Origin of the sequence: Paraburkholderia sp. IMGN_8 (assembly GCF_038050405.1) — a bacterium.
Taxonomy (GTDB): domain Bacteria; phylum Pseudomonadota; class Gammaproteobacteria; order Burkholderiales; family Burkholderiaceae; genus Paraburkholderia.
The window spans coordinates 192,033-210,996 of the sequence record NZ_CP150901.1; the positions used below are offsets into that span (position 1 = coordinate 192,033).

General features: G+C 61.0%; 20 protein-coding genes. 13 read left to right on the plus strand and 7 right to left on the minus strand.

The features are described from left to right. Positions 1-102 precede the first annotated feature (102 nt). Entirely contained in the window at positions 103-780 is a 678-nt protein-coding gene (locus WN982_RS22070) for a response regulator transcription factor (protein WP_341317822.1), read from the plus strand. 150 nt (positions 781-930) lie between these two features. Here WN982_RS22070 and WN982_RS22075 read toward each other — a convergent pair whose 3' ends face one another. Continuing rightward, the gene (locus WN982_RS22075; protein WP_341317823.1) at positions 931-2,004 is read right to left on the minus strand and encodes a hypothetical protein; all 1,074 of its coding nucleotides are present in this window, start codon (positions 2,002-2,004) and stop codon (positions 931-933) included. A gap of 409 nt (positions 2,005-2,413) precedes the next feature. Between WN982_RS22075 and WN982_RS22080 the strand changes: the two genes are divergently transcribed. The 3 genes from WN982_RS22080 (at position 2,414) to WN982_RS22090 (ending at position 6,326) form a co-directional block, all read left to right on the plus strand. Beyond that, positions 2,414-2,953 (plus strand): papain-like cysteine protease family protein, encoded by a 540-nt coding sequence (locus tag WN982_RS22080; protein ID WP_341317824.1) that lies wholly within the window; start codon positions 2,414-2,416, stop codon positions 2,951-2,953. Positions 2,954-3,543: 590 nt separating this feature from the next. Continuing rightward, the gene (locus WN982_RS22085; protein ID WP_341317825.1) at positions 3,544-5,778 is read left to right on the plus strand and encodes a LamG-like jellyroll fold domain-containing protein; all 2,235 of its coding nucleotides are present in this window, start codon (positions 3,544-3,546) and stop codon (positions 5,776-5,778) included. 215 nt (positions 5,779-5,993) lie between these two features. Further along, positions 5,994-6,326, plus strand: coding sequence for a DUF2322 family protein (locus WN982_RS22090; RefSeq protein WP_341317826.1), 333 nt, complete (start codon positions 5,994-5,996; stop codon positions 6,324-6,326). 55 nt (positions 6,327-6,381) lie between these two features. Here the strand turns inward: WN982_RS22090 and WN982_RS22095 are convergent, their stop codons facing one another. Further along, entirely contained in the window at positions 6,382-6,771 is a 390-nt protein-coding gene (locus WN982_RS22095; protein WP_341317827.1) for a hypothetical protein, read from the minus strand. A gap of 144 nt (positions 6,772-6,915) precedes the next feature. Then, entirely contained in the window at positions 6,916-7,884 is a 969-nt protein-coding gene (locus tag WN982_RS22100; protein WP_341317828.1) for a LysR family transcriptional regulator, read from the minus strand. Positions 7,885-8,180: 296 nt separating this feature from the next. Between WN982_RS22100 and oxlT the strand changes: the two genes are divergently transcribed. The 6 genes from oxlT to WN982_RS22130 all read left to right on the plus strand — a co-directional run bounded on the left by oxlT (position 8,181) and on the right by WN982_RS22130 (position 14,776). Then, positions 8,181-9,515, plus strand: a complete 1,335-nt coding sequence (gene oxlT, locus WN982_RS22105; RefSeq protein WP_341317829.1) for an oxalate/formate MFS antiporter — start codon at positions 8,181-8,183, stop codon at positions 9,513-9,515. A gap of 312 nt (positions 9,516-9,827) precedes the next feature. Next, on the plus strand, positions 9,828-10,544 hold the full coding sequence (locus WN982_RS22110; RefSeq protein ID WP_341317830.1) for a GntR family transcriptional regulator: 717 nt from the start codon (positions 9,828-9,830) through the stop codon (positions 10,542-10,544). 407 nt (positions 10,545-10,951) lie between these two features. Further along, positions 10,952-12,694 carry an oxalyl-CoA decarboxylase gene (oxc, locus tag WN982_RS22115; RefSeq protein WP_341317831.1) on the plus strand — a complete coding sequence of 581 codons (1,743 nt, stop codon included), beginning with the start codon at positions 10,952-10,954 and terminating at the stop codon, positions 12,692-12,694. A gap of 26 nt (positions 12,695-12,720) precedes the next feature. Then, on the plus strand, positions 12,721-13,971 hold the full coding sequence (frc, locus tag WN982_RS22120) for a formyl-CoA transferase (protein WP_341317832.1): 1,251 nt from the start codon (positions 12,721-12,723) through the stop codon (positions 13,969-13,971). A gap of 108 nt (positions 13,972-14,079) precedes the next feature. Beyond that, positions 14,080-14,511: a PAS domain-containing protein gene (locus WN982_RS22125; RefSeq protein WP_341317833.1), complete on the plus strand. Its 432-nt coding sequence runs from the start codon at positions 14,080-14,082 to the stop codon at positions 14,509-14,511. Between the two features lie 22 nt (positions 14,512-14,533). After that, positions 14,534-14,776 (plus strand): hypothetical protein, encoded by a 243-nt coding sequence (locus WN982_RS22130; RefSeq protein WP_341317834.1) that lies wholly within the window; start codon positions 14,534-14,536, stop codon positions 14,774-14,776. An 84-nt stretch (positions 14,777-14,860) separates the two neighbouring features. Here the strand turns inward: WN982_RS22130 and WN982_RS22135 are convergent, their stop codons facing one another. Then, positions 14,861-15,721, minus strand: coding sequence for an MBL fold metallo-hydrolase (locus WN982_RS22135; protein WP_341317835.1), 861 nt, complete (start codon positions 15,719-15,721; stop codon positions 14,861-14,863). Positions 15,722-15,808: 87 nt separating this feature from the next. On the opposite strand from WN982_RS22135, the gene WN982_RS22140 reads away from it, so the two are divergent. Genes WN982_RS22140 through WN982_RS22150 form a run of 3 tightly spaced genes read left to right on the plus strand, consistent with a single transcriptional unit; the run spans position 15,809 to position 16,996 of the window. After that, entirely contained in the window at positions 15,809-16,144 is a 336-nt protein-coding gene (locus WN982_RS22140; protein ID WP_341317836.1) for a metalloregulator ArsR/SmtB family transcription factor, read from the plus strand. Then, the gene (locus tag WN982_RS22145; RefSeq protein ID WP_341317837.1) at positions 16,141-16,575 is read left to right on the plus strand and encodes a YeeE/YedE family protein; all 435 of its coding nucleotides are present in this window, start codon (positions 16,141-16,143) and stop codon (positions 16,573-16,575) included. The genes WN982_RS22140 and WN982_RS22145 overlap by 4 nt, the downstream gene beginning before the upstream one ends. Before the next feature lies 1 nt (position 16,576). After that, positions 16,577-16,996, plus strand: coding sequence for a YeeE/YedE family protein (locus tag WN982_RS22150; RefSeq protein ID WP_341317838.1), 420 nt, complete (start codon positions 16,577-16,579; stop codon positions 16,994-16,996). A gap of 216 nt (positions 16,997-17,212) precedes the next feature. Here WN982_RS22150 and WN982_RS22155 read toward each other — a convergent pair whose 3' ends face one another. From WN982_RS22155 to nthA, 3 genes are read right to left on the minus strand one after another with little or no spacing between them, the layout of a single operon-like run. Further along, a complete protein-coding gene (locus WN982_RS22155; RefSeq protein WP_341317839.1) occupies positions 17,213-17,584 on the minus strand; it encodes a nitrile hydratase accessory protein in 372 nt (123 codons plus the stop codon). A gap of 1 nt (position 17,585) precedes the next feature. Then, positions 17,586-18,257, minus strand: a complete 672-nt coding sequence (gene nthB / locus WN982_RS22160) for a nitrile hydratase subunit beta (RefSeq protein ID WP_341317840.1) — start codon at positions 18,255-18,257, stop codon at positions 17,586-17,588. After that, positions 18,254-18,928 carry a nitrile hydratase subunit alpha gene (gene nthA, locus WN982_RS22165; RefSeq protein ID WP_341317841.1) on the minus strand — a complete coding sequence of 225 codons (675 nt, stop codon included), beginning with the start codon at positions 18,926-18,928 and terminating at the stop codon, positions 18,254-18,256. The genes nthB and nthA overlap by 4 nt, the downstream gene beginning before the upstream one ends. Positions 18,929-18,964: the final 36 nt, after the last annotated feature.

Consider the following 18,964-nt stretch of genomic DNA (forward strand, 5'->3'; position numbering starts at 1 on the left):
CGACGTGCCTAGTGCGTCGTTTTCAAAAGAGCGGTAAAAGCGAGCCGAAGAGACGCAAATAACGTGAACCCGAGCGTCTCGCTACCGAGGGGTAACGCGCAAATGAACGTTCTGATGATCGATAGCCCGCCGTTGTTTGTGGCGGGGGTGGCCGATGTCTTATGGAGGCGTGACAGCAGTTGCCAGGTGTGGTCGGCCCAGCGTCCCGAAGACATCTACCGCATCCGGGAAGAGCTGCCGCCGGGAACGGTCGGCGCGGTAACGCTCGAATGGGACGAGCGTGCGGCGCGGATGGGCTGGCCGAAGGTGCTGCAGGAAGCGCTGGGGGCGGTGCCGTGGCTCTTCGTCGTCCGCACGGTTTGTCGTCAGGGGATCGCCGATGCGCTGATGGCGGGCGCGGCCGGCATCGTCGAGCGTCATGCGAGCGCGGACGAGTTCGCCGATGCGCTCTGCCGCGTCGCGTCGGGTGCCATCTATGTTCCGCCGAGTTACGGCGTCGGCGCCGAGGTGGGGCCGGCGCAAGCGCAGTCCGGTGACCGCGCATTCGAGCGCCTTACGCCGAGACAGCACCAGGTGTTGCGTCTGCTGGCCGAAGGGAAGTCGAACAAGCAGATCTGCCGGGTGTTGAACGTCGCGGAAGGGACCATCAAGAACCACCTGTATGCGCTTTTTCGGCAGATCGGTGTCAGCAATCGCACGGAGGCAGCGCTGTGGCTCGCGCGTCACTGGACACCTGAAAGCGCGCACGCGCAGCCGCTCGTATGCGTGACGCATGAATAAGGACCGCGCTTGCTGACGACCGGGGCGAATCACCACACGCATACGGTCGCGAAGCGAACTTGACGGACTCGACGGCGACGCTCTGCTTCGACAGGAGGCGCGCCGTCGTTCATGCCGGATGCCGGCATGTTGCAGAGGAACCGCATCGTGTCACTCCGTGTCGTTTGGGAATGCGGTAAGGGAAGGCCGGGCCGGGTTGCCTGCCAGCATCGCGCGTGTGAGATCCGCAAGGCGCCGGCGCACGGTGTCGGTTGAATCCGGATGATCGAGAGACTGCTGGAGGTCGATCAGGCTTGCGGCGATCTCGCTCTGCCATTGCGTGCGCTCGCTCGCAGCCTGGGCGCGGCGCGTCTGCAGAGCGGCGTCCACGTCGGCCGAACGATCGCCGCGCACGAGCGTGTCGAGCGTGTCGACGAGGCGTTGCAGCAAGCGGTGCACTGCAGTTGCCGAGAAACCGCCGAGCATGGCGAGGGCTGGTTTGCCGAAGCTGTGCATGCTGCCCTGCTGAAAGAGTTGCGGCGGTAGCATTTCGACGAGAATCAGGCCGGCCATGACGCCGAGAATCAGGCGTGCGCCGTAAGACGCGTCGTACTTCGGATCGTACGTCGACGCGGCAATGTAACGATGTGCCTGGAACAGCGTGGCAAACGATGCGCCGAGTCCCGCGCAGAACAGCAGGAACAGCGCATTCCACAACAGCTGCGTGCCGTGTGAATCGAGAAATCCGCGCTCGACGTTATCCGCGGAGACGTCGGCAGAGAGTGCGGTTGCGACCACGGCGATCAGAAATGAAATGGCCGCGACCGTCAGCAGCCTGATCAACGGAACAGGGCCGAGCCACGCGAGCGGGTGCCTGAGACGATGGTGCGTATCGAGCAGCGTGACCGCTTGCGGCGTGGCGGGTGCAATGAGCGCAGCCAGTTTGCGGTGTATCGACGCTAGCGCGTGCGGCGACGTGCCGGCGTAACGCGGCGCGCTGTTGGTGGTGTCGGCCGCCTTCGGTCCGGCGGACTGGACCTCAGACGGCGCACCATCGATCAGCGCGCTCAACAACGCGATCGTTTCAGGCGCAACGGGAAGACCGTGGTGCAACGCGTAGCGCGCCATCGCTTCGCATTCCTCACGCAACTGAGCCAACAGCGCGCCGGGTGACGCGCCTTCAGATTTCGCCTCGCGCGGCGCGGCGCGAAGTCGGAAACGGTCCGCAAACCGGTGTGTGCCCATTTCAGTGGCCTATCTGGTTGTGGTGTCCGGAAACGGCGACGCTACTTTGCGCCTCTCGCAAGGTGCGGACAATCCAGCAGAAGTCATGGATGACGGGGTGACGAAGCGCCCGTGACAGGCGTTCGAGGGACAGGCGATGAACCAGGATTCCCTATCTCTGCCTGACCGCTTCAGCAGCGATATCGCCTAATGCCGCTGACTACAGGTCATGCATCCAGGACCGCTGAGCCGAGGCGGTTAAGCTATGACGGCAACGGGAGTGCTTTTATTTAATCGACCGGTGAAACCCATCACGTGCCGACGATGTGGCGTACAGCCTATTTGGGCGATTCAATGTGAAGCCTAGACTGCATCTGTCGTATGCGATTCAGCGAAGCGACGGTCCGTTTTAATATTATGGAGAACTTAAATGTCTAGGATTCACCTCGACGTACCCTACGTAAGCCAAGTCAACATCGGTGGACACATCGAAGGCGAAGAAGGCCGAACCGAGAGAATGGGATGCTGGTACGCGGCAGCCTGCATGCTCGGGTATTTCCGGGAAAATGGGCCGCGACTCGGCATGCCGTCGCAGTACCTCACCCCGAACGGACTGCCGCGGCTGATCGGCGGTACGCTCCAACCGGCTGCGATGGGCAAAAACACCCCGGAACTGGCTGCAAACGAAGGTTGGAAGCAACTACCTCTCCCGCAAGACAAGGCGTGGACGTGCGAGCAACTGATCACGATCCTGCAGAAATGCGGCCCCTGCTATATGCGGACAAAATCATCCCCCACGGTTGGCCATATTCTCGTCCTCGTTGGTGCAGACAGCGATGCGAAAACCGTGACCGTCCACGACCCGGCTCGAGGGCCCAATAGGACATTCCCGATCGACGACTTGAACCGGATTTTCAAGTGGGACGGCGAGCGCGCCACGTACAGCATGATGTATAAGCCGGCGCCGTAGAATTGATGATGGCCAGCGGTGCAGCGGAGAAGCTGGAAACGCGGTCTCCGACGGCCATGTCTGTGATCTGCTGAGGTCGTGCCATATCGGCTTCGCGAACGGGTGGGCTACGGCTTGGCGAATCCGGCCATGCTGTAGCCAGCCGGTTCGCGAACGGCGCGCCGACGCATCGGCGATGTCCCGCTTGACGCCCACGGCGCCCGCAAGCTGCACCGCCTGTTGTTGTTCACGCAGAGTTGTCCCTCCTTGGCCAGTAACTCGACAAGCAAGCATTAAAACCGCAACTGACCAGCACGGAATTGGCGAATCGCGGCGCGCGACCCACGACTCGCGATCAGTTTTTCCTTACCCCAATTTCCGCATTTCCTGACGCAGGTACCACTGCAATGCACAAGGTTTCCTGCCGTTAAATACGGTGGGCGCGGTCGTGCTTCTTTCCTTTCGTCAGCCGCGAAAGCAAACGTTTGCGGAAGATCGATCCGCCGAAGCCCAAGTTGACCCAAACCCTCGTACAGGGCGCGTGAACGTCAGCGGCAGTAGTCAGCAGACACCGATCATTCAGACACGACGCATTCAAGAGATCAACGAATATGGACGATTTGAAAAGCAACAACGAGCCAGCCGCAAGCATTTCACGGCGCACCTTCCTGTACAGCCTCGGTGCGCTGGTGCTCTCAGCATGTGGCGGGGGCGAGGGCACGGGGTCGGCACAGGCCGCCGTGGGCAACGCCGCGAGCCCGACGATAGTCCCGAACGCGAAACTTGCGCTTGTTTCCACGGGGGCGACGGAAGTGACGACAAGCGGTGCATTCGTTCATCCCGGGCTGCTGCACACGCAGACTGACTTCGAGCGGATGGCGCAGAAAATCGCCGCGCAGGCGTCGCCGTGGTACGACGGCTGGAAGGTGTTGATCGCCAACACCCACGCGAGCTTGTCGTGGACGGCACGCCCGCAGGTTGAGATCGACCGCGGCGGTAGCGGCACGCAGAATTATCCGCTGTTGTACGGCGACATTGCGGCGGCCTACGCATGCGCGCTGCGCTGGAAGGTGAGCGGCGATGCCGCGTACGCCGACAAGGCGGTACAGATCATGAACGCCTGGTCATCCACGTTGCAGCGGCTCGGCGGCGACACCAACGTCGATCTCGCGGCCGGCATCTACGGTTACGAGTTTGCAAACGCCGGCGAGATCATGCGCAACTATTCGGGCTGGGCATCGGCCGATTTCGCCGCGTTCCAGACGATGATGCGCAACGTCTTCTACCCGATCAACATCGATTTCCTGAACCGGCACAACAACACGGACATCACCCACTACTGGGCGAACTGGGACCTTTGCAACATCGCGTCGTTGATGGCGATCGGCGTGCTGTGCGACGATCATACGATGTTCGACCAGGCGGTCAATTACTTCATCGACGGACCCGGCAACGGCGCGATCGCACAAGCGGTTTATTACGTGCATCCCGGCAATCTTGGGCAATGGCAGGAGAGCGGCCGCGACCAGGGGCACAATACGCTCGGCATCGCGCTTGGCGGTGCAATCTGCGAAATGGCCTGGAACCAGGGCATCGACCTGTACGGCCACGACAACAACCGCTTCCTCACCGGAGCGGAATACGTGGCGAAAGCGAATCTGGTGCAGCCGGACGGCGCTTACCTCACGGTCCCGTACGTGACCTATTCGAATGTCGACGTGACGCAACCAGGCTTTTCGACCAGCGCGCAGGGCACGATCCGGCCCTGCTGGGCGCTCGTCTACAACCATTACGTCAACCGCAAGGGGCTTGCCGCGCCATGGTCGAAGAAGTTCGCGCTCGCCATTCAACCGGAAGGCGGTGGCGGCAACTACGGCCCGAACAGCGGTGGCTACGATCAGCTTGGCTATGGCACGCTCACGTGCACGCGCGATGCCGTCGCGCCCGCAGCCTCCCCCAGCGGACTGACCGCGTTTCCGAGTGCTGGTCAGGTCGTGCTGTCGTGGTGGGGGACCGCGAACGCGACAAGCTACAACGTAAAGCGAGCAGCCAGCGCCGGTGGGCCTTACACGACCGTCACGAGCGGCATCGTCGATCCGTTGACCTGGACGGACAGTCCGCCGTCCGGTACGTGGTACTACGTTGTGAGCGCGCAGACGTCGTCAGGGGAGAGCGCGAATTCCACGGCAGCCGTGGCGGCGACAGCCATTAAGCTGCATACGTATCTGCCGTTCGACGAGACGAGCGGCACGAGCGCAACCGATGCGAGTGGTAATGGGCATACGGCCGTGTTGACGGGCGGCGCAACGTTCGCGGCCGGCAAGACCGGCAACGCGGTGTCGCTCGACGGTTCGACCGGCTATGTCAGCCTGCCGGACAGCATCGTCGCTGACATGGCGGACTTCACTATCGCGGCCTGGGTCTACTGGAACGGTAATAGTGGGAAATCATGGACTCGCATCTTCGATTTCGGCGCCGGAACCGGACGGTACATGTTCCTGACACCGAAGAACTCCACGGGTGTCATGCGCTTCGGCATTGCGGTCAACGGCATGCATGGCGAGCGCGGCATCAACGGTAACGCTGCACTGCCGACGGGCCAATGGGCGCACGTGGCCGTCACGCTTTCGGCGGCGACGGCGACGCTGTATCTGAACGGCGCGGTGATCGGCAGCGCGTCCGATGTGATCTTCACGCCGTGGCGCCTCGGGCCGACCGCGCAAAACTGGATCGGACGGTCGCAGTACGCGGCTGATCCGTATTTCAGCGGCTTGATCGATGAGTTCCGTATCTACGGCGGCGCGATGCCGGCTGATCAGGTCGTCACTCTGTATCGGGGTGCGTAGCGCGCAGCGGATGCAAATTGGGCGGGATGTAACGAGGGTAGGCTCGATTACGTGCCCGCTTCACGAGTGAAGATCGGCACAATGTCACGATCAATTGCGGTTGCCGCCGGTGCGTAGCACAGACGCCGAAATGCGGTTCCATGAGGGAGATGCGCAACACCCTATCGGATAGGATACGGCCCCATGTATTTTTCCGAACAGAAGGAGTGTTTTCAGTGATTCAACTGAGCAACGTATTCAAGGATAACCTCGCTCAATTGCCTACCATCGACGGTATCGAGCGTATCGATCTGGTCGACGGCGCGGGGGCGGTGGTGGCAAGCATCGAGAACAAGCCGGGCAAGCAGGGCTCGCTGGCGGTGTATCACTATCTGCGGCAAGCATTCGGCGCGCTGGACGCCAAGGCGGCCGAGCACGGTCTCGCGGTGTTCGCCGAGCACACGGCCGACGCGCGCAACCGTCCGGGTGCGCACCCGAACGTTGACCGCCTGCTCGGGATCGCGGCCGGAGGAGAAGCGTTGCGCATCGACGTCGTCGCAGCAGCCTGAGCGCGCCTCTGTTGCACGACGCGACCCGTGTCGCTTGACACGGGTCGCGCTGCGTCTAAATACCCGCCAGCGCCGGCAACTCTACGTCGTACGATACGCGCTCGCGCCGGCTGCTCATCTGTGGCTGAGGTGCCCCTTGGCTCTGATGCGGTGCGCTTTCGACGCGCACCGGCAAGCACGCCGGATAGCGCGCGTTCTTCTTCTCGAGAATGGCCCGGCTCAGAAACTCGGCGCTATACGCGTTCAGCAAATGCGCATGGTGCGTTTCGATGTACGCGGTGATCCGCGCTTCTTCGCCGTCGATCGTGGCCAGCGATGCCAGCGTGCGCGCATCCCAACGGAAGCGCAGGCCGAGTTCGTCGAAAGCGGTGTTATAGGCGCACAGTTGCGCCCGGACTTCCGCATCTTGCGTACTGTCGTAAGTGTCGAATTGGGAGGGGTTCATGGTCGTCTCCTTCAGGCAGATGGCATGGACCAAGAATAGGAGCGAGCATAAATAAACAACAGTTAAAGTTATTGTGAATAACGATAGTGTTTTGTTTATGCATGTTCGCGTCCCCGACCTACGACCGCGACGAAATCTGCAAGCCTACACGGTCGCTCTCAATGCGCCATCGGGCTGGTCGCGCGGCAGACTCGCGTCGATATGGGTGATCTCCGCAATCCGCGCCGCACCTTCGTTGATCAAAAATTCCTTGAACGCAACCGCGACGGGAGGCAAGCGCTTGTTCTTGCGGTGCACCACGTACCAGTCGAGCATCACAGGAAAGCCGATTACGTCCAGCACCGCGAGATTGCCGACCTGCAGTTCAAGGCTGATCGTATGCGCGGACAGGAACGCGATACCCATGCCGGCAATCACGGCCTGCTTGATCGTCTCGGTGCTGCGGATCTCCATGGCGATATTAAGCCGGCCAATGCCGCCGGCAAAACTTTCTTCCATCGAATGCCATGTGTCCGAGCCCTTCTCGCGAACGATGAACGGTTCTTTGCAGAGCGTCGCAAGCGTAATGCGCTTCTTGCCGACCAGCGGATGCCCGGGGGGCGCAACGATCACGTAAGGATGCGGTGCGAACGATTCGTTACGCGTATCGAGATCGCGCGGCGGGCGCACCATGACCGCCAGATCGGTCAGATTGTGCGTCAGTTGATGCAGCAACGCCTCGCGATTGTGCACCGCGAGATTGAGTCGCACGCCTTCATTGCGGCGCGTGAATTCGCCTAACAGGCGCGGGAAAAAATAATCGCCCGCGCTGATCACCGCAATGTTGAGCTGGCCGCCGGCGATACCTTGCAAGCGGCCCATCGCTCCATCCATTTCGCGAAACTGATCGATGATCGAGCGCGCGTAATAAAGCATTTCAGATCCGGCGGGTGTCAGATAGATTTTTTTGCCGTGTTGCTCGAAGAGCGCAAGACCCGCGTGCTCTTCGAGCTGTTTGACTTGTGTGGAGACTGCCGGCTGCGTGAGAAAAAGTTCATCGGCCGCACGCGAGAAACTCAGGTGCCGGGCCACCGTCTCGAAGACTTTCAGTTGGCGCAAGGTCGCGTTTCTCATGAGTCCACACTCCGGGATGGCAACCCGATGTATTAGGGATGCCTAATGCAAACCATAAAATGTTTTAACTTTCACTGATTGCCGTTCTCGCGCAGCATGCCCTCAGACCCATTGAACGCGCAACACCTTTTATTCAGCTGTTGCGCAATCAACGGAGTAAGGGTTTTCGTTAGTGCAATTCCCTCTGGCCGACCAGTGGCGCTTCATTGCCAGCACGCAAACCGGCGATAAAGCGATTCGATTACGTAAGTCCAACGTGCCGCTCGAGCGCGATGGAACATGCAGGAGACGCAGACATGGGATATACCGACGTAACCGGGAGTGGCAGTACGGCGTTCAGGCATAACCGCTGGGTGCAGCTGGCGATCGGCATCGTGTGCATGGGGCTGGTGGCGAACCTGCAATATGCGTGGACGCTGTTCGTCGTACCAATGGACAACGCGCACCATTGGGGACAGGCGGCGATCCAGACCGCGTTCACTATCTTCATCGTCACCGAAACGTGGCTCGTGCCCGTTGAAGGTTGGCTCGTTGACAAGTTCGGGCCGCGCCCGGTTGTGATCGGCGGGTCGCTGTGCGCGGCGCTCGGCTGGATCATCGACGCGCATGCGAGCAGTCTCGCCGCGCTATACGTCGCGGCAGTGATCGCCGGTATCGGTGCGGGTTGTGTGTACGGTACCTGCGTCGGCACGGCGCTCAAATGGTTTCCGGACAAGCGCGGTCTCGCGGCCGGTTTGACGGCTGCAGGTTTCGGCGCCGGCGCGGCCATCACCGTGATTCCGATCGCCAACATGATCCAGCGTTCGGGCTACGAGCACACGTTCATGTTCTTCGGCATTTTCCAGGGCGTCTGCATTCTGCTGCTCGCCACCATGCTGATACGGCCGAAGCCGCCCGCAACCGCGGTCGCGACCAAACGCGTGGTCGCAACCAAGATCGACTACACGCCCGGCGAGATGATCCGTTCGCCGCTCTTCTGGGTGCTGTACCTGATGTTCGTGTTCGTCGCGGCCGGCGGCATCATCGCGACCGCACAGCTTGGGCCGATCGCGAAGGAATTCGGCTTTGCCAAGCTGCCGGTGAATCTGATGGGCATCACCCTGCCGTTGCTGACGATGACGCTGTCGATCGACAATCTGTGCAACGGCTTCACGCGTCCCTTGTGCGGTTTTCTGTCGGACCGCATCGGCCGCGAAAACACGATGTTCATGGTCTTTCTCGGCGAAGGTGTCGCGCTGCTGGGGCTCATGCAGTTCGGCCACAATCCGTACGCGTTCATGTTCTTCGCGGCCACTGTGTTCCTGTGCTGGGGCGAGATCTTCTCGATCTTCCCGGCAACCTGCGCGGACACGTTCGGCAGCAAATACGCGGCGGCCAATGCGGGGACGCTCTATACCGCGAAGGGGACTGCGTCGATGCTGGTGCCGATAGCATCGGTGTTGTCGGCGAGCGGCGGGTGGAGCACGGTGTTCATCTCGGCGGCGGTGGTGTCGATCGCGGCAGCCGTGTCCGCGAAGTTCATCCTCGCGCCCATGAGAAAGCGCTGGATCGAAAACTCGGGCGCGCCGAATGCTGGCGTGGTCGTCGCTGAAGCGCGGCTGCAGCCGATGTCCGGCGGCTCGCGTGAATGACAACGTGAGCGCGTAGCTCACGAGCCAACTGGGTTCGCCTGCCGCAGCGGCGTAGGCTGCGGCGGCAACCCTGCCTTCGCACCGCGTTCGACGGTGCCGCGTCGCGACCTGCAGCTTGCTGCAAGGTCGCTTTCTGCGCTTCCCTATCTAATACGTATAGCGTGTACGGAACGGCATGCGCTTGTCGGCTAAAACCGGCGGATTACGCTAACTGGACTAATCGCCGTATGTGATATATGGTATTAGATATATTTAAATGACTCGCTCGCACGTCCCTACCAGCGAATCCTCTCAAATTGGGAAGCACTGTCAATGGCTGATACGCAAACCGATGTTCTTTCAGCGGCTCTGCCACTGACGCTCGTGCCGATCAACGCGACTGCTTCATTGCGCGACCAGGCCTACGCGAAGTTGAAGCAGGCGATTGCCGAAGCCGACATCTATCGCTCGCGCGAAGAGATCCGTCTCGACGAAAAAGAGCTCACAGAGGCGCTCGGCGTCAGTCGCACGCCGGTTCGCGAAGCGATGACGCTGCTCGAGCAGGAAGGGTTTCTGCGCACGGTGCCGCGCCGCGGTATCTACATCCAGCGCAAGACGAAGAAAGAGATCGTCGACATGATCCACATGTGGGCGGCGCTCGAAAGCATGGCGGCGCGCCTCGCCACGCAGCGCGCGTCCGACCGCGAGATCGCGGCGCTCAGGCGCATGTTCGACGACTTCCGCGATACCACGCCGGCCGAGCATATCGAAGAGTATTCGGAAGCGAACATTACGTTCCATCAGTCGATCGTGCAGCTATCGCAATCGCAGATTCTGCTCGATACGATGAAGAATCTGTTCGTCCATGTCCGCGCGATCCGCAAAATGACGATCTCGCAGAGCGACCGTGCATCGCGCTCGATTGTCGATCACATGCGCATCATCGAGGCGCTGGAGCGGCGCGATACTGAACTGGTCGAGAGCCTCGTGCGCCAGCATTCGCTCGAGCTGGCGGCGTTCGTCGAAGCGAACTGCGATTTCCTCGACTGAGCCTGAAATCATCTGCTGCGCGACATCAAGGCTTCGTCTGGGAGCCGGTCGCCATACCTCGTAAGAATCGCTAAGCACTGCAACGCGTTGGACGTTGCAGTGCTTTTTTTTTTCGACCCGCGCATGGGGCCAGGCCTCGACAAGAGCGCTGGCCAACTTCCTCTTTTGTGCCCGACGCCTGAAAAACCCTTGGCCAAAAATGCAGAGCCCCGCGGAAATTCGGCTCCGCCGGCGATTTGTGCGGCGCAAACGCTAGCACCCCGCACCGGCCTTTAAATACAGGCCCGCACAGACAAGCTGCAATGCAGCAATCCGCCTATCCTAAAAAACTAGCTTGAACTAATACTGTGTGTGGAATATTGTATATCACGAACCACACCACGCCCCAGCTTTGGAGGAGAGACGTTATGGCAGAAGCCGACAGCACCACAGCAGAAGAGACATTGAAACAACAGGCGACGGAGACGACCGACGGATTCCACATCGTCATCGATGCGCTGAAACTGAACGACATCCACACCATCTTCGGACTGGTCGGTATCCCGATCACCGACCTGGCGCGGCTTGCGCAGGCGGAAGGGATGCGTTTCATCGGCTTCCGTCACGAACAGCACGCGGGCAACGCAGCGGCCATTGCCGGTTTCATGACGCAGAAACCGGGCATCTGCCTGACGGTGTCGGCGCCGGGCTTTCTGAACGGCCTGACGGCGCTCGCCAACGCGACCACCAACTGCTTTCCGATGATCCTGATCAGCGGCTCGAGCGAGCGCGAAATCGTCGATCTGCAGCAGGGCGACTACGAAGAAATGGACCAGTTGAATGCGGCCAGGCCGTACGCGAAGGCCGCGTATCGCGTGCTGCATGCGGAAGACATCGGCATCGGCGTGGCGCGTGCGATTCGTGCCGCGGTGTCGGGCCGCCCGGGTGGCGTGTATCTGGACTTGCCGGCCAGGCTGCTCGCGCAAACGCTGGATGCCGTGAAGGCGCAGCAGTCGCTGGTGCGCGTGGTCGACGCCGCGCCGCGTCAGCTGCCGGCGCCGGAATCGGTCAAGCGTGCGATCGATGTGCTGAAGAGCGCCAGGCGTCCGCTGATCCTGCTCGGCAAGGGGGCGGCGTACGCGCAGGCTGACGCGGAGATCCGCGCGTTTGTCGAACAAAGTGGCATTCCGTATCTGCCGATGTCGATGGCCAAGGGCCTGCTGCCCGATACGCACGAGCAATCGGCGTCGGCGGCGCGCTCGTTCGTGCTGCAGGAAGCCGACGTCGTCGTGCTGATCGGCGCGCGGCTGAACTGGCTGCTGGCGCACGGCAAGGGCAAAACGTGGGGCGCGGAGCCGAAGAAGTTCGTCCAGGTCGATATTTCGCCGACCGAAATCGACAGCAACGTCGCGATTGCCGCGCCGGTGATCGGCGATATCGGCTCGTGCGTGGCGGCGCTGCGCGCAGGCCTCGATGCGGGCTTCGCGAAGCCGGGCGCCGAGTGGACCGGCGCGATCGCCGAGCGCAAGAACAGGAATCTCGCCAAGATGGCCGCGACGCTCGAGAAGAACCCGTCGCCGATGAATTTCCACAGCGCGTTGCGCGCGATCCGCGATGTGCTGAAGACGCGCCCGGACATCAACGTCGTCAACGAAGGCGCGAACACGCTCGACTACGCGCGCAGCATCATCGACATGTACGAGCCGCGCAAACGCTTCGATTCGGGCACGTGGGGAATCATGGGCATCGGCATGGGCTTCGCGATCGGCGCGGCGGTGACGAGCGGCAAACCGGTTGTCGCGATCGAAGGCGACAGCGCGTTCGGATTCAGCGGCATGGAACTCGAAACCATCTGCCGTTACGACCTGCCGGTTTGCACGATCGTATTCAACAACAACGGCGTGTATCGCGGCACCGACGTGAACCCGACGGGCGGCAAGGACGTCGCGCCGACCGTGTTCGTGAAGGGGGCGCGCTACGACAGGATGATCGAGGCCTTCGGCGGGGTCGGCTATAACGCGACCACACCGGAAGAACTGACGAAGGCGCTCGTCGAAGCGATCGCATCGGGCAAGCCGACCTTGATCAACGCCGTCATCGATGAAGCGGCGGGCACCGAAAGCGGCCGCCTGACCAATCTGAACCCGCAAAGCGCGGCGATGAAAAAGTAATCCAGGGCAACCACGGAGATATCAAAGTGACCAAACCTCTCGAAGGCATCAAGATCATCGACTTCACCCACGTTCAGGCCGGCCCCGCGTGCACCCAGTTGCTCGCCTGGTTCGGCGCCGACGTGATCAAGGTTGAAAGACCGGGTTCGGGCGACGTCACGCGCAACCAGCTGCGCGACATCCCCGACGCCGACGCGCTGTACTTCACGATGCTCAACAGCAACAAGAAGTCGCTGACGTTGGATACGAAAAAGCCCGAAGGCAAGGAAGTACTCGAAAAGCTGATTCGCGAATCGGACGTGCTGGTCGAAAATTTCGGTCCGGGCGCGTTGGACCGGATGGGTTTTTCGTGGGAGCGCCTGAACGAACTCAATCCGAAGATGATCGTCGCTTCGGTGAAGGGCTTCAGCGACGGCCATCACTACGACGACCTGAAGGTCTACGAAAACGTCGCGCAATGCGCCGGCGGCGCGGCGTCCACCACCGGCTTCTGGGACGGTCCGCCGACCATCAGCGCCGCGGCGCTCGGCGACAGCAACACCGGCATGCATCTGGCGATCGGCATTCTGACCGCGCTGCTCGGGCGCGACAAAACCGGCAAGGGCCAGAAGGTCGCGGTGTCGATGCAGGACAGCGTGCTGAACCTGTGCCGCGTGAAGCTGCGGGACCAGCAGCGGCTGGAGCGCGTGGGTTATCTCGAGGAATATCCGCAATATCCGCACGGCGAATTCAGCGATGTGGTGCCGCGCGGCGGCAATGCGGGCGGTGGCGGTCAGCCGGGCTGGGTGCTCAAGTGCAAGGGCTGGGAAACGGATCCGAACGCCTATATCTACTTCACGATCCAGGGCCACGCGTGGGAGCCGATCTGCAAGGCACTCGGCAAACCCGAGTGGATCGACGACCCGGCTTACAAGACCGCTGAAGCACGTCAGCCGCATATCTTCGAGATCTTTGCGACCATCGAGGAATGGCTCGCCGACAAGACCAAATTCGAAGCGGTCGACATCCTGCGCAAGTTCGACATTCCATGCGCGCCGGTGCTGACGATGAAGGAACTGGCCAACGATCCGTCATTGCGCGCGAGCGGCACGATCGTCGAAGTGCCGCACAAGAAACGCGGCACGTATCTGACGGTCGGCAGCCCGATCAAGTTCTCGGATCTGAAGCCGGAAGTCACCGCGTCGCCGCTGCTCGGCGAACACACGGACGAAGTGCTGGCGAGCCTTGGCTACAGCCAGCAGGAAATCTTCAACCTGCGCGAAGTCAAGGCTGTTTAACGGTGTCACGCCGCGGGCCCGTTTGCATGCTCGGGCCTGCGGATAAGGCGCCTCTGGCGGCGCCGTATCCGGTCTAAGGATCCGCGTTTTTACATTCAAGGGAACGCCATGCGGACAGCTATCGACTTCCAGCAACTCGTCAACGCAATCGGCGACGCGATCATCATTTCCGATGCCGGCGGCAGCATCACATTGTGGAACCCCGCGGCAGAACGCATGTTCGGCTTTACGCAAAGCGAGGCGCTGGGAAAGTCGCTGGATCTGATCATTCCGGAACGGTTGCGCGGTCGCCATTGGGACGGCTATCACAAGACCATGGCAACGGGCGAAACCCGTTATGGCCACGACGTGCTGCGTGTCCCCGCCGTGCATAAGGACGGGCGGTCACTGTCGATTGCCTTTACGGTTGCGTTGCTGCATTCGCCGCAGAACGAGCTCACCGGCATCGTCGCCGTGATCCGCGACGAAACCAGCCGCTTCCAGGAAGATCGCTTGCTGCGCAAGCGTCTCGCGGAACTGGAAGCATCCGCAGGCGCGTGAGCGGCCACACAGGAGATTTCCGATGCACGTCGAAGTACTGGGAAAATACCGGGTCGAGTTGTCTGCGAGGCAGTGGATCCACAACGGCGGCTGGGCCGCCTACGTGGCGATTCGCACCGTTGAAGAAGATCACCCGGCACAACCCGACCTGCTGCCGTATCAGCAGGTCGTCGATGAAGCCGTCTTTGAAACCGAAGCGGCGGCGATTGCCGGCGCGCGTCGTGTCGCGATGGCGCTTCTCACGCCCGCGAGCCGCAAACGCTAATACCGGCTTGGTAAACGACTGCCAGGTTATGCCGTCTTCAATGTGGCTATGTCACGCCGGGGTGGCGCTCCAGGCATGCGCGCTCTACAACGCGTCGAGCGGAATCTTCAGATAACGCGTGCCGTTATCGTCGGGTTCAGGCAACGAGCCTGCACGAATGTTGACCTGGACAGCCGGAAGAATGAGCGTAGGCATATCAAGCGCCCGATCGCGTGCGGTGCGCATCGCGACGAACGTTTCTTCGGAGTTCCCGTCATGCAGATGAATATTGCTCTTGCGCTGCTCGGCCACGGTGGTTTGCCACTGTGGTTGACGCGAGTGCGGGGGATAGTCGTGACACATATAGAGCCGGGTCTCTGCGGGTAGCGACAACAGTTTGTGTGCTGAGCGATAAAGCGCATGCGCATCGCCACCCGGAAAGTCGCAGCGTGCGCTACCTACGTCCGGCATGAACATCGTGTCGCCGACAAAAACCGCGTCTCCGATCTGGTACGCCATGTCAGCCGGCGTATGTCCGGGCACGTGTATGGCATGCGCACTCAGCGCGCCGATCTGGAACGTCTCGCCGGCTGCGAACAGATGATCGAACTGCTGGCCGTCTTCCAGCACGTCGGCACTCAGGTTAAAAATGCGCCTGAATACGCCCTGCACCACGCGAATGTTCTCGCCGATGGCAATCCTGCCGCCCAGCCGCGCTTTCAGATATTGCGCGGCCGACAGATGGTCCGCGTGGGCATGCGTTTCCAGCAACCATTCGACACGTAACGCACGCGCCTGCACAAACTCAACGACTTTGTCGGCTGATTGAGTCGAGGTACGGCCAGCCTTCGGGTCGTAGTCAAGCACCGAATCGATCACCGCACACGCAGAGCCATCGCCGGCGTGAACGACATAGGTGACGGTACGGGTGGTCCGATCGAAGAACGCTTCTACCAGCGGCTTCATTGCACGCTCCAGTCAATACATTGAAAAATAATATATATTTTTATATAATGATGGTCAATATATTGTTAGGCAGAGGAGCCCTGCGCGATGAACACGCCGTTGTCTCCCGCCGCGCTCGACGCGCTGCGGCAATCCGCGACGAAATGCTGCGCCCTTCTGAAAGCCATGGCGCAGGAAGACCGTCTGCTGCTGCTGTGCCAGTTGATCGAAGGCGAACATAACGTCGGAGAACTGGAAGCGGCGGTCGGCCTCCATCAACCGAGCCTTTCGCAGCATCTTGGCGTGCTGCGCGAGGAAGGTCTCGTCAGTACGCGGCGCGAGGGAAAGTACATGTACTACAGCCTCGCGAGCGTCGAAGTCTTGAGCATTATGCAAACGTTGTCGAGCCTCTATTGCGGCAAAGTCAAAGGACGCCTGAAATGAGCATCGACCTCGCCCACTTCACGCCGTTTCCAGCGCTCGCCGGCGGCTTGATGATCGGCTTCGCGGCAGCGCTGCTTGTGCTCGGAAACGGCCGCATCGCTGGCATCAGCGGGATTCTTGGTGGCCTGCTCGACACGACATCCAGTGATCGTGCCTGGCGCGCTGCATTCGTGCTCGGACTATTCGCCGCGCCTTGGATATTTAAGCTTTTCACGGCACTACCGGCCGTCACGATTGCGTCATCGCCGCCTGTGCTCGTTGTGGCCGGCCTGCTCGTCGGCATCGGCACCCGCTATGCGTCCGGTTGCACAAGCGGTCACGGCGTATGCGGTCTCTCACGAGGTTCGGTCCGGTCGCTCGCCGCCACCGCGACGTTCATGGCAGTCGGCTTTTTCACCGTTTTCGTTACCCGCCATCTGCTGGGGTTTTGACATGCTGATTCTCAACGCGCTGCTAGCCGGGCTGATATTCAGCACAGGCCTGATCGTTTCCGGCATGGCCAACCCTGCGAAGGTGCTCGGCTTTCTCGATATCGCCGGCAACTGGGACCCGTCACTGGCGTTCGTCATGGCCGGCGCAATCGCAATCGGCAGCGTCGGCTTCGCGATTGCGCGTAGGCTCAGTCTGTTCGACGCGCCAATGTTGCTGCCGACCGCAACGCGCATTGACCGCCGCCTGCTTGCTGGCAGCGCCATGTTCGGTGCCGGCTGGGGCTTGGCAGGGTTCTGCCCGGGACCGTCCCTCGTGAGCGCCGGCGGCGGCGAGTTTAAAGCGATGCTGTTCGTCATCGCCATGCTCGTTGGTATGAAGATTTTCTCTCTGGCCGAGCAACGCTCTACCCGAACCAACTGACCGTAACCCCGTCTACATTCGCGCGTGTGGCCGGCCGATGAGTCGAACGCAAAGCATTACGGCAGCTGTCTTATGTCAGCCCAAGACCGGACGGCCACGAACTTTGCCCAGGTGGCCGAACTGCCAAAGAACAGTCAGGCCAGGACTGTTCCTGAATGCACAGACGAACCTGGAATTGCGCAGCACCCACGTTTCTCGCGGGTATTGAAGGGGACGCTATCGTCCGAGCTCAATTGGCTGACCGTGCGGGGTACGTCGGGCTGCTGCTTCCCATTCATTTCGACGCTGCAGGAGCAAGTCTCCCTTCACCCATCCCTTGGCAGTGCTAAGGCGCTCCAATGCGGTCAGCCAATGTAGATAGTAGGTGTCGCCAAGGTCGGGGTCGCCAGCGGCCTGGGCGTCATGGATTGCGTGGTTCAGATAGTCCGCCCATTCTGCCCAGGTGAACATGCCACGTTCGTGCAAGGTCAGTGTGATCGCAAAAGCCTGGGCTTCCCATGGCGCTTTGAACGTGGGACCTGCGTCGTCGCAGGGTAATTCGGGCAGAGCCACGCGTAATTCACGCGAGTTCAGGCTGTGGGAAGTCATGTCAGGCCGGTTCGACGTTGGAGTAGTCAAGATAGGGTTCCCAACAATCGACGCATACAGAGGCTGCAGTCGTATCCTTGCCCCAGAGTTCGGAGGCATCGAAGCGCACCGTATAGAGCCATTGCGGTTGTTCGCCTAGCCCGATCGCATTGGTATCGGGAAAGACGTGCGCACCATGCACGAGGATTATCTGCCCGCGTTTGCCGCGACAATAGCGCGGCAAGCGCGTGTGCGTACATGGATGCAATTGACGGGTCCACACGATATCGCCAACTTTAAAGCGTGCGTCGGCGGAGGCGGGGCGATCGACCGGACTACCGCGCAGCAATACGGCCGCCACCTGGTCGGCCGTTAAGACGCGAGGAACCGGCGTCTTCGCGAACTCCAACTCGCCCGTTTCGATTTCCGCCGCTGTCGCTAGCCCCGTATTCAGCAGCAGTTTTTTTAGTCCTTCGAACCAGATCTCGTAATAGCTGCTTGCGAGGTATTGTGCTGGCGGCAAGCTTTCTCTCGCGGCTCGGGACATGTCGATGTTCCACTTGCCAGTTGCTCCCATCGCCAGCGTGATCGCCATCACCCTGCGCTCCCAGTCGGTGTGAAAGGACGCAACGTCGGCCTCAGGTTCGATCGGGCCAAACGCCTGCATGCCACCGAGATCTTGCGCGCCATTCATGCAGCCCCCTGTTTCGATTCGGGCGAGCTCGGCAACCCTGTGCCGATCATCGAATCACGAGTCACCAGTTCCGCAAGCGCCTCAGCGGACAAGCCGTCGGTCCCGAGAGGTCGCATTGGCAATACGACATAGCGAACTTCCGCCGTGGAGTCCCATACGCGTAACTCCGTTTCAGCTGGCAATTCGAAACCGAACTCCTTCAATACGCCGCGCGGGTCGATGACCGCGCGTGACCGATACGGCGCCGACTTGTACCAGACGGGCGGAAGTCCGAGTACTGGCCATGGATAGCACGAGCACAACGTGCAGACCACCATGTTATGCACGGCGGGCGTATTCTCCAGCGCAACCATGTGCTCGCCCTGCCGGCCGGTATAGCCCAACGAGGCGATCGCCGCAGTAGCGTCGTCGAGCAGCCACTGTTTGTATGCCGGATCGCTCCAGGCCTTCGCGACCACGCGCGCACCATTGTGCGGTCCGACCTGGTGCTCGTAAGTCTCGATCAGGATGTCCAGCGCCTTGGGATCGACGTATCCTTTCTCGACGAGCAAAGATTCGAGTGCGCGTACGCGCAAGTCCATTTCCGACACTTCACTACCCTCGTGGTCGTGGTGGTGGCCGTCAGCATCGCTGTGCCGATGCTCTGGCCGTTTCCCTTGAAGATCGCTCATCGAAGTTCGCCTTGGAAATTGCCTGACAGAACCAGT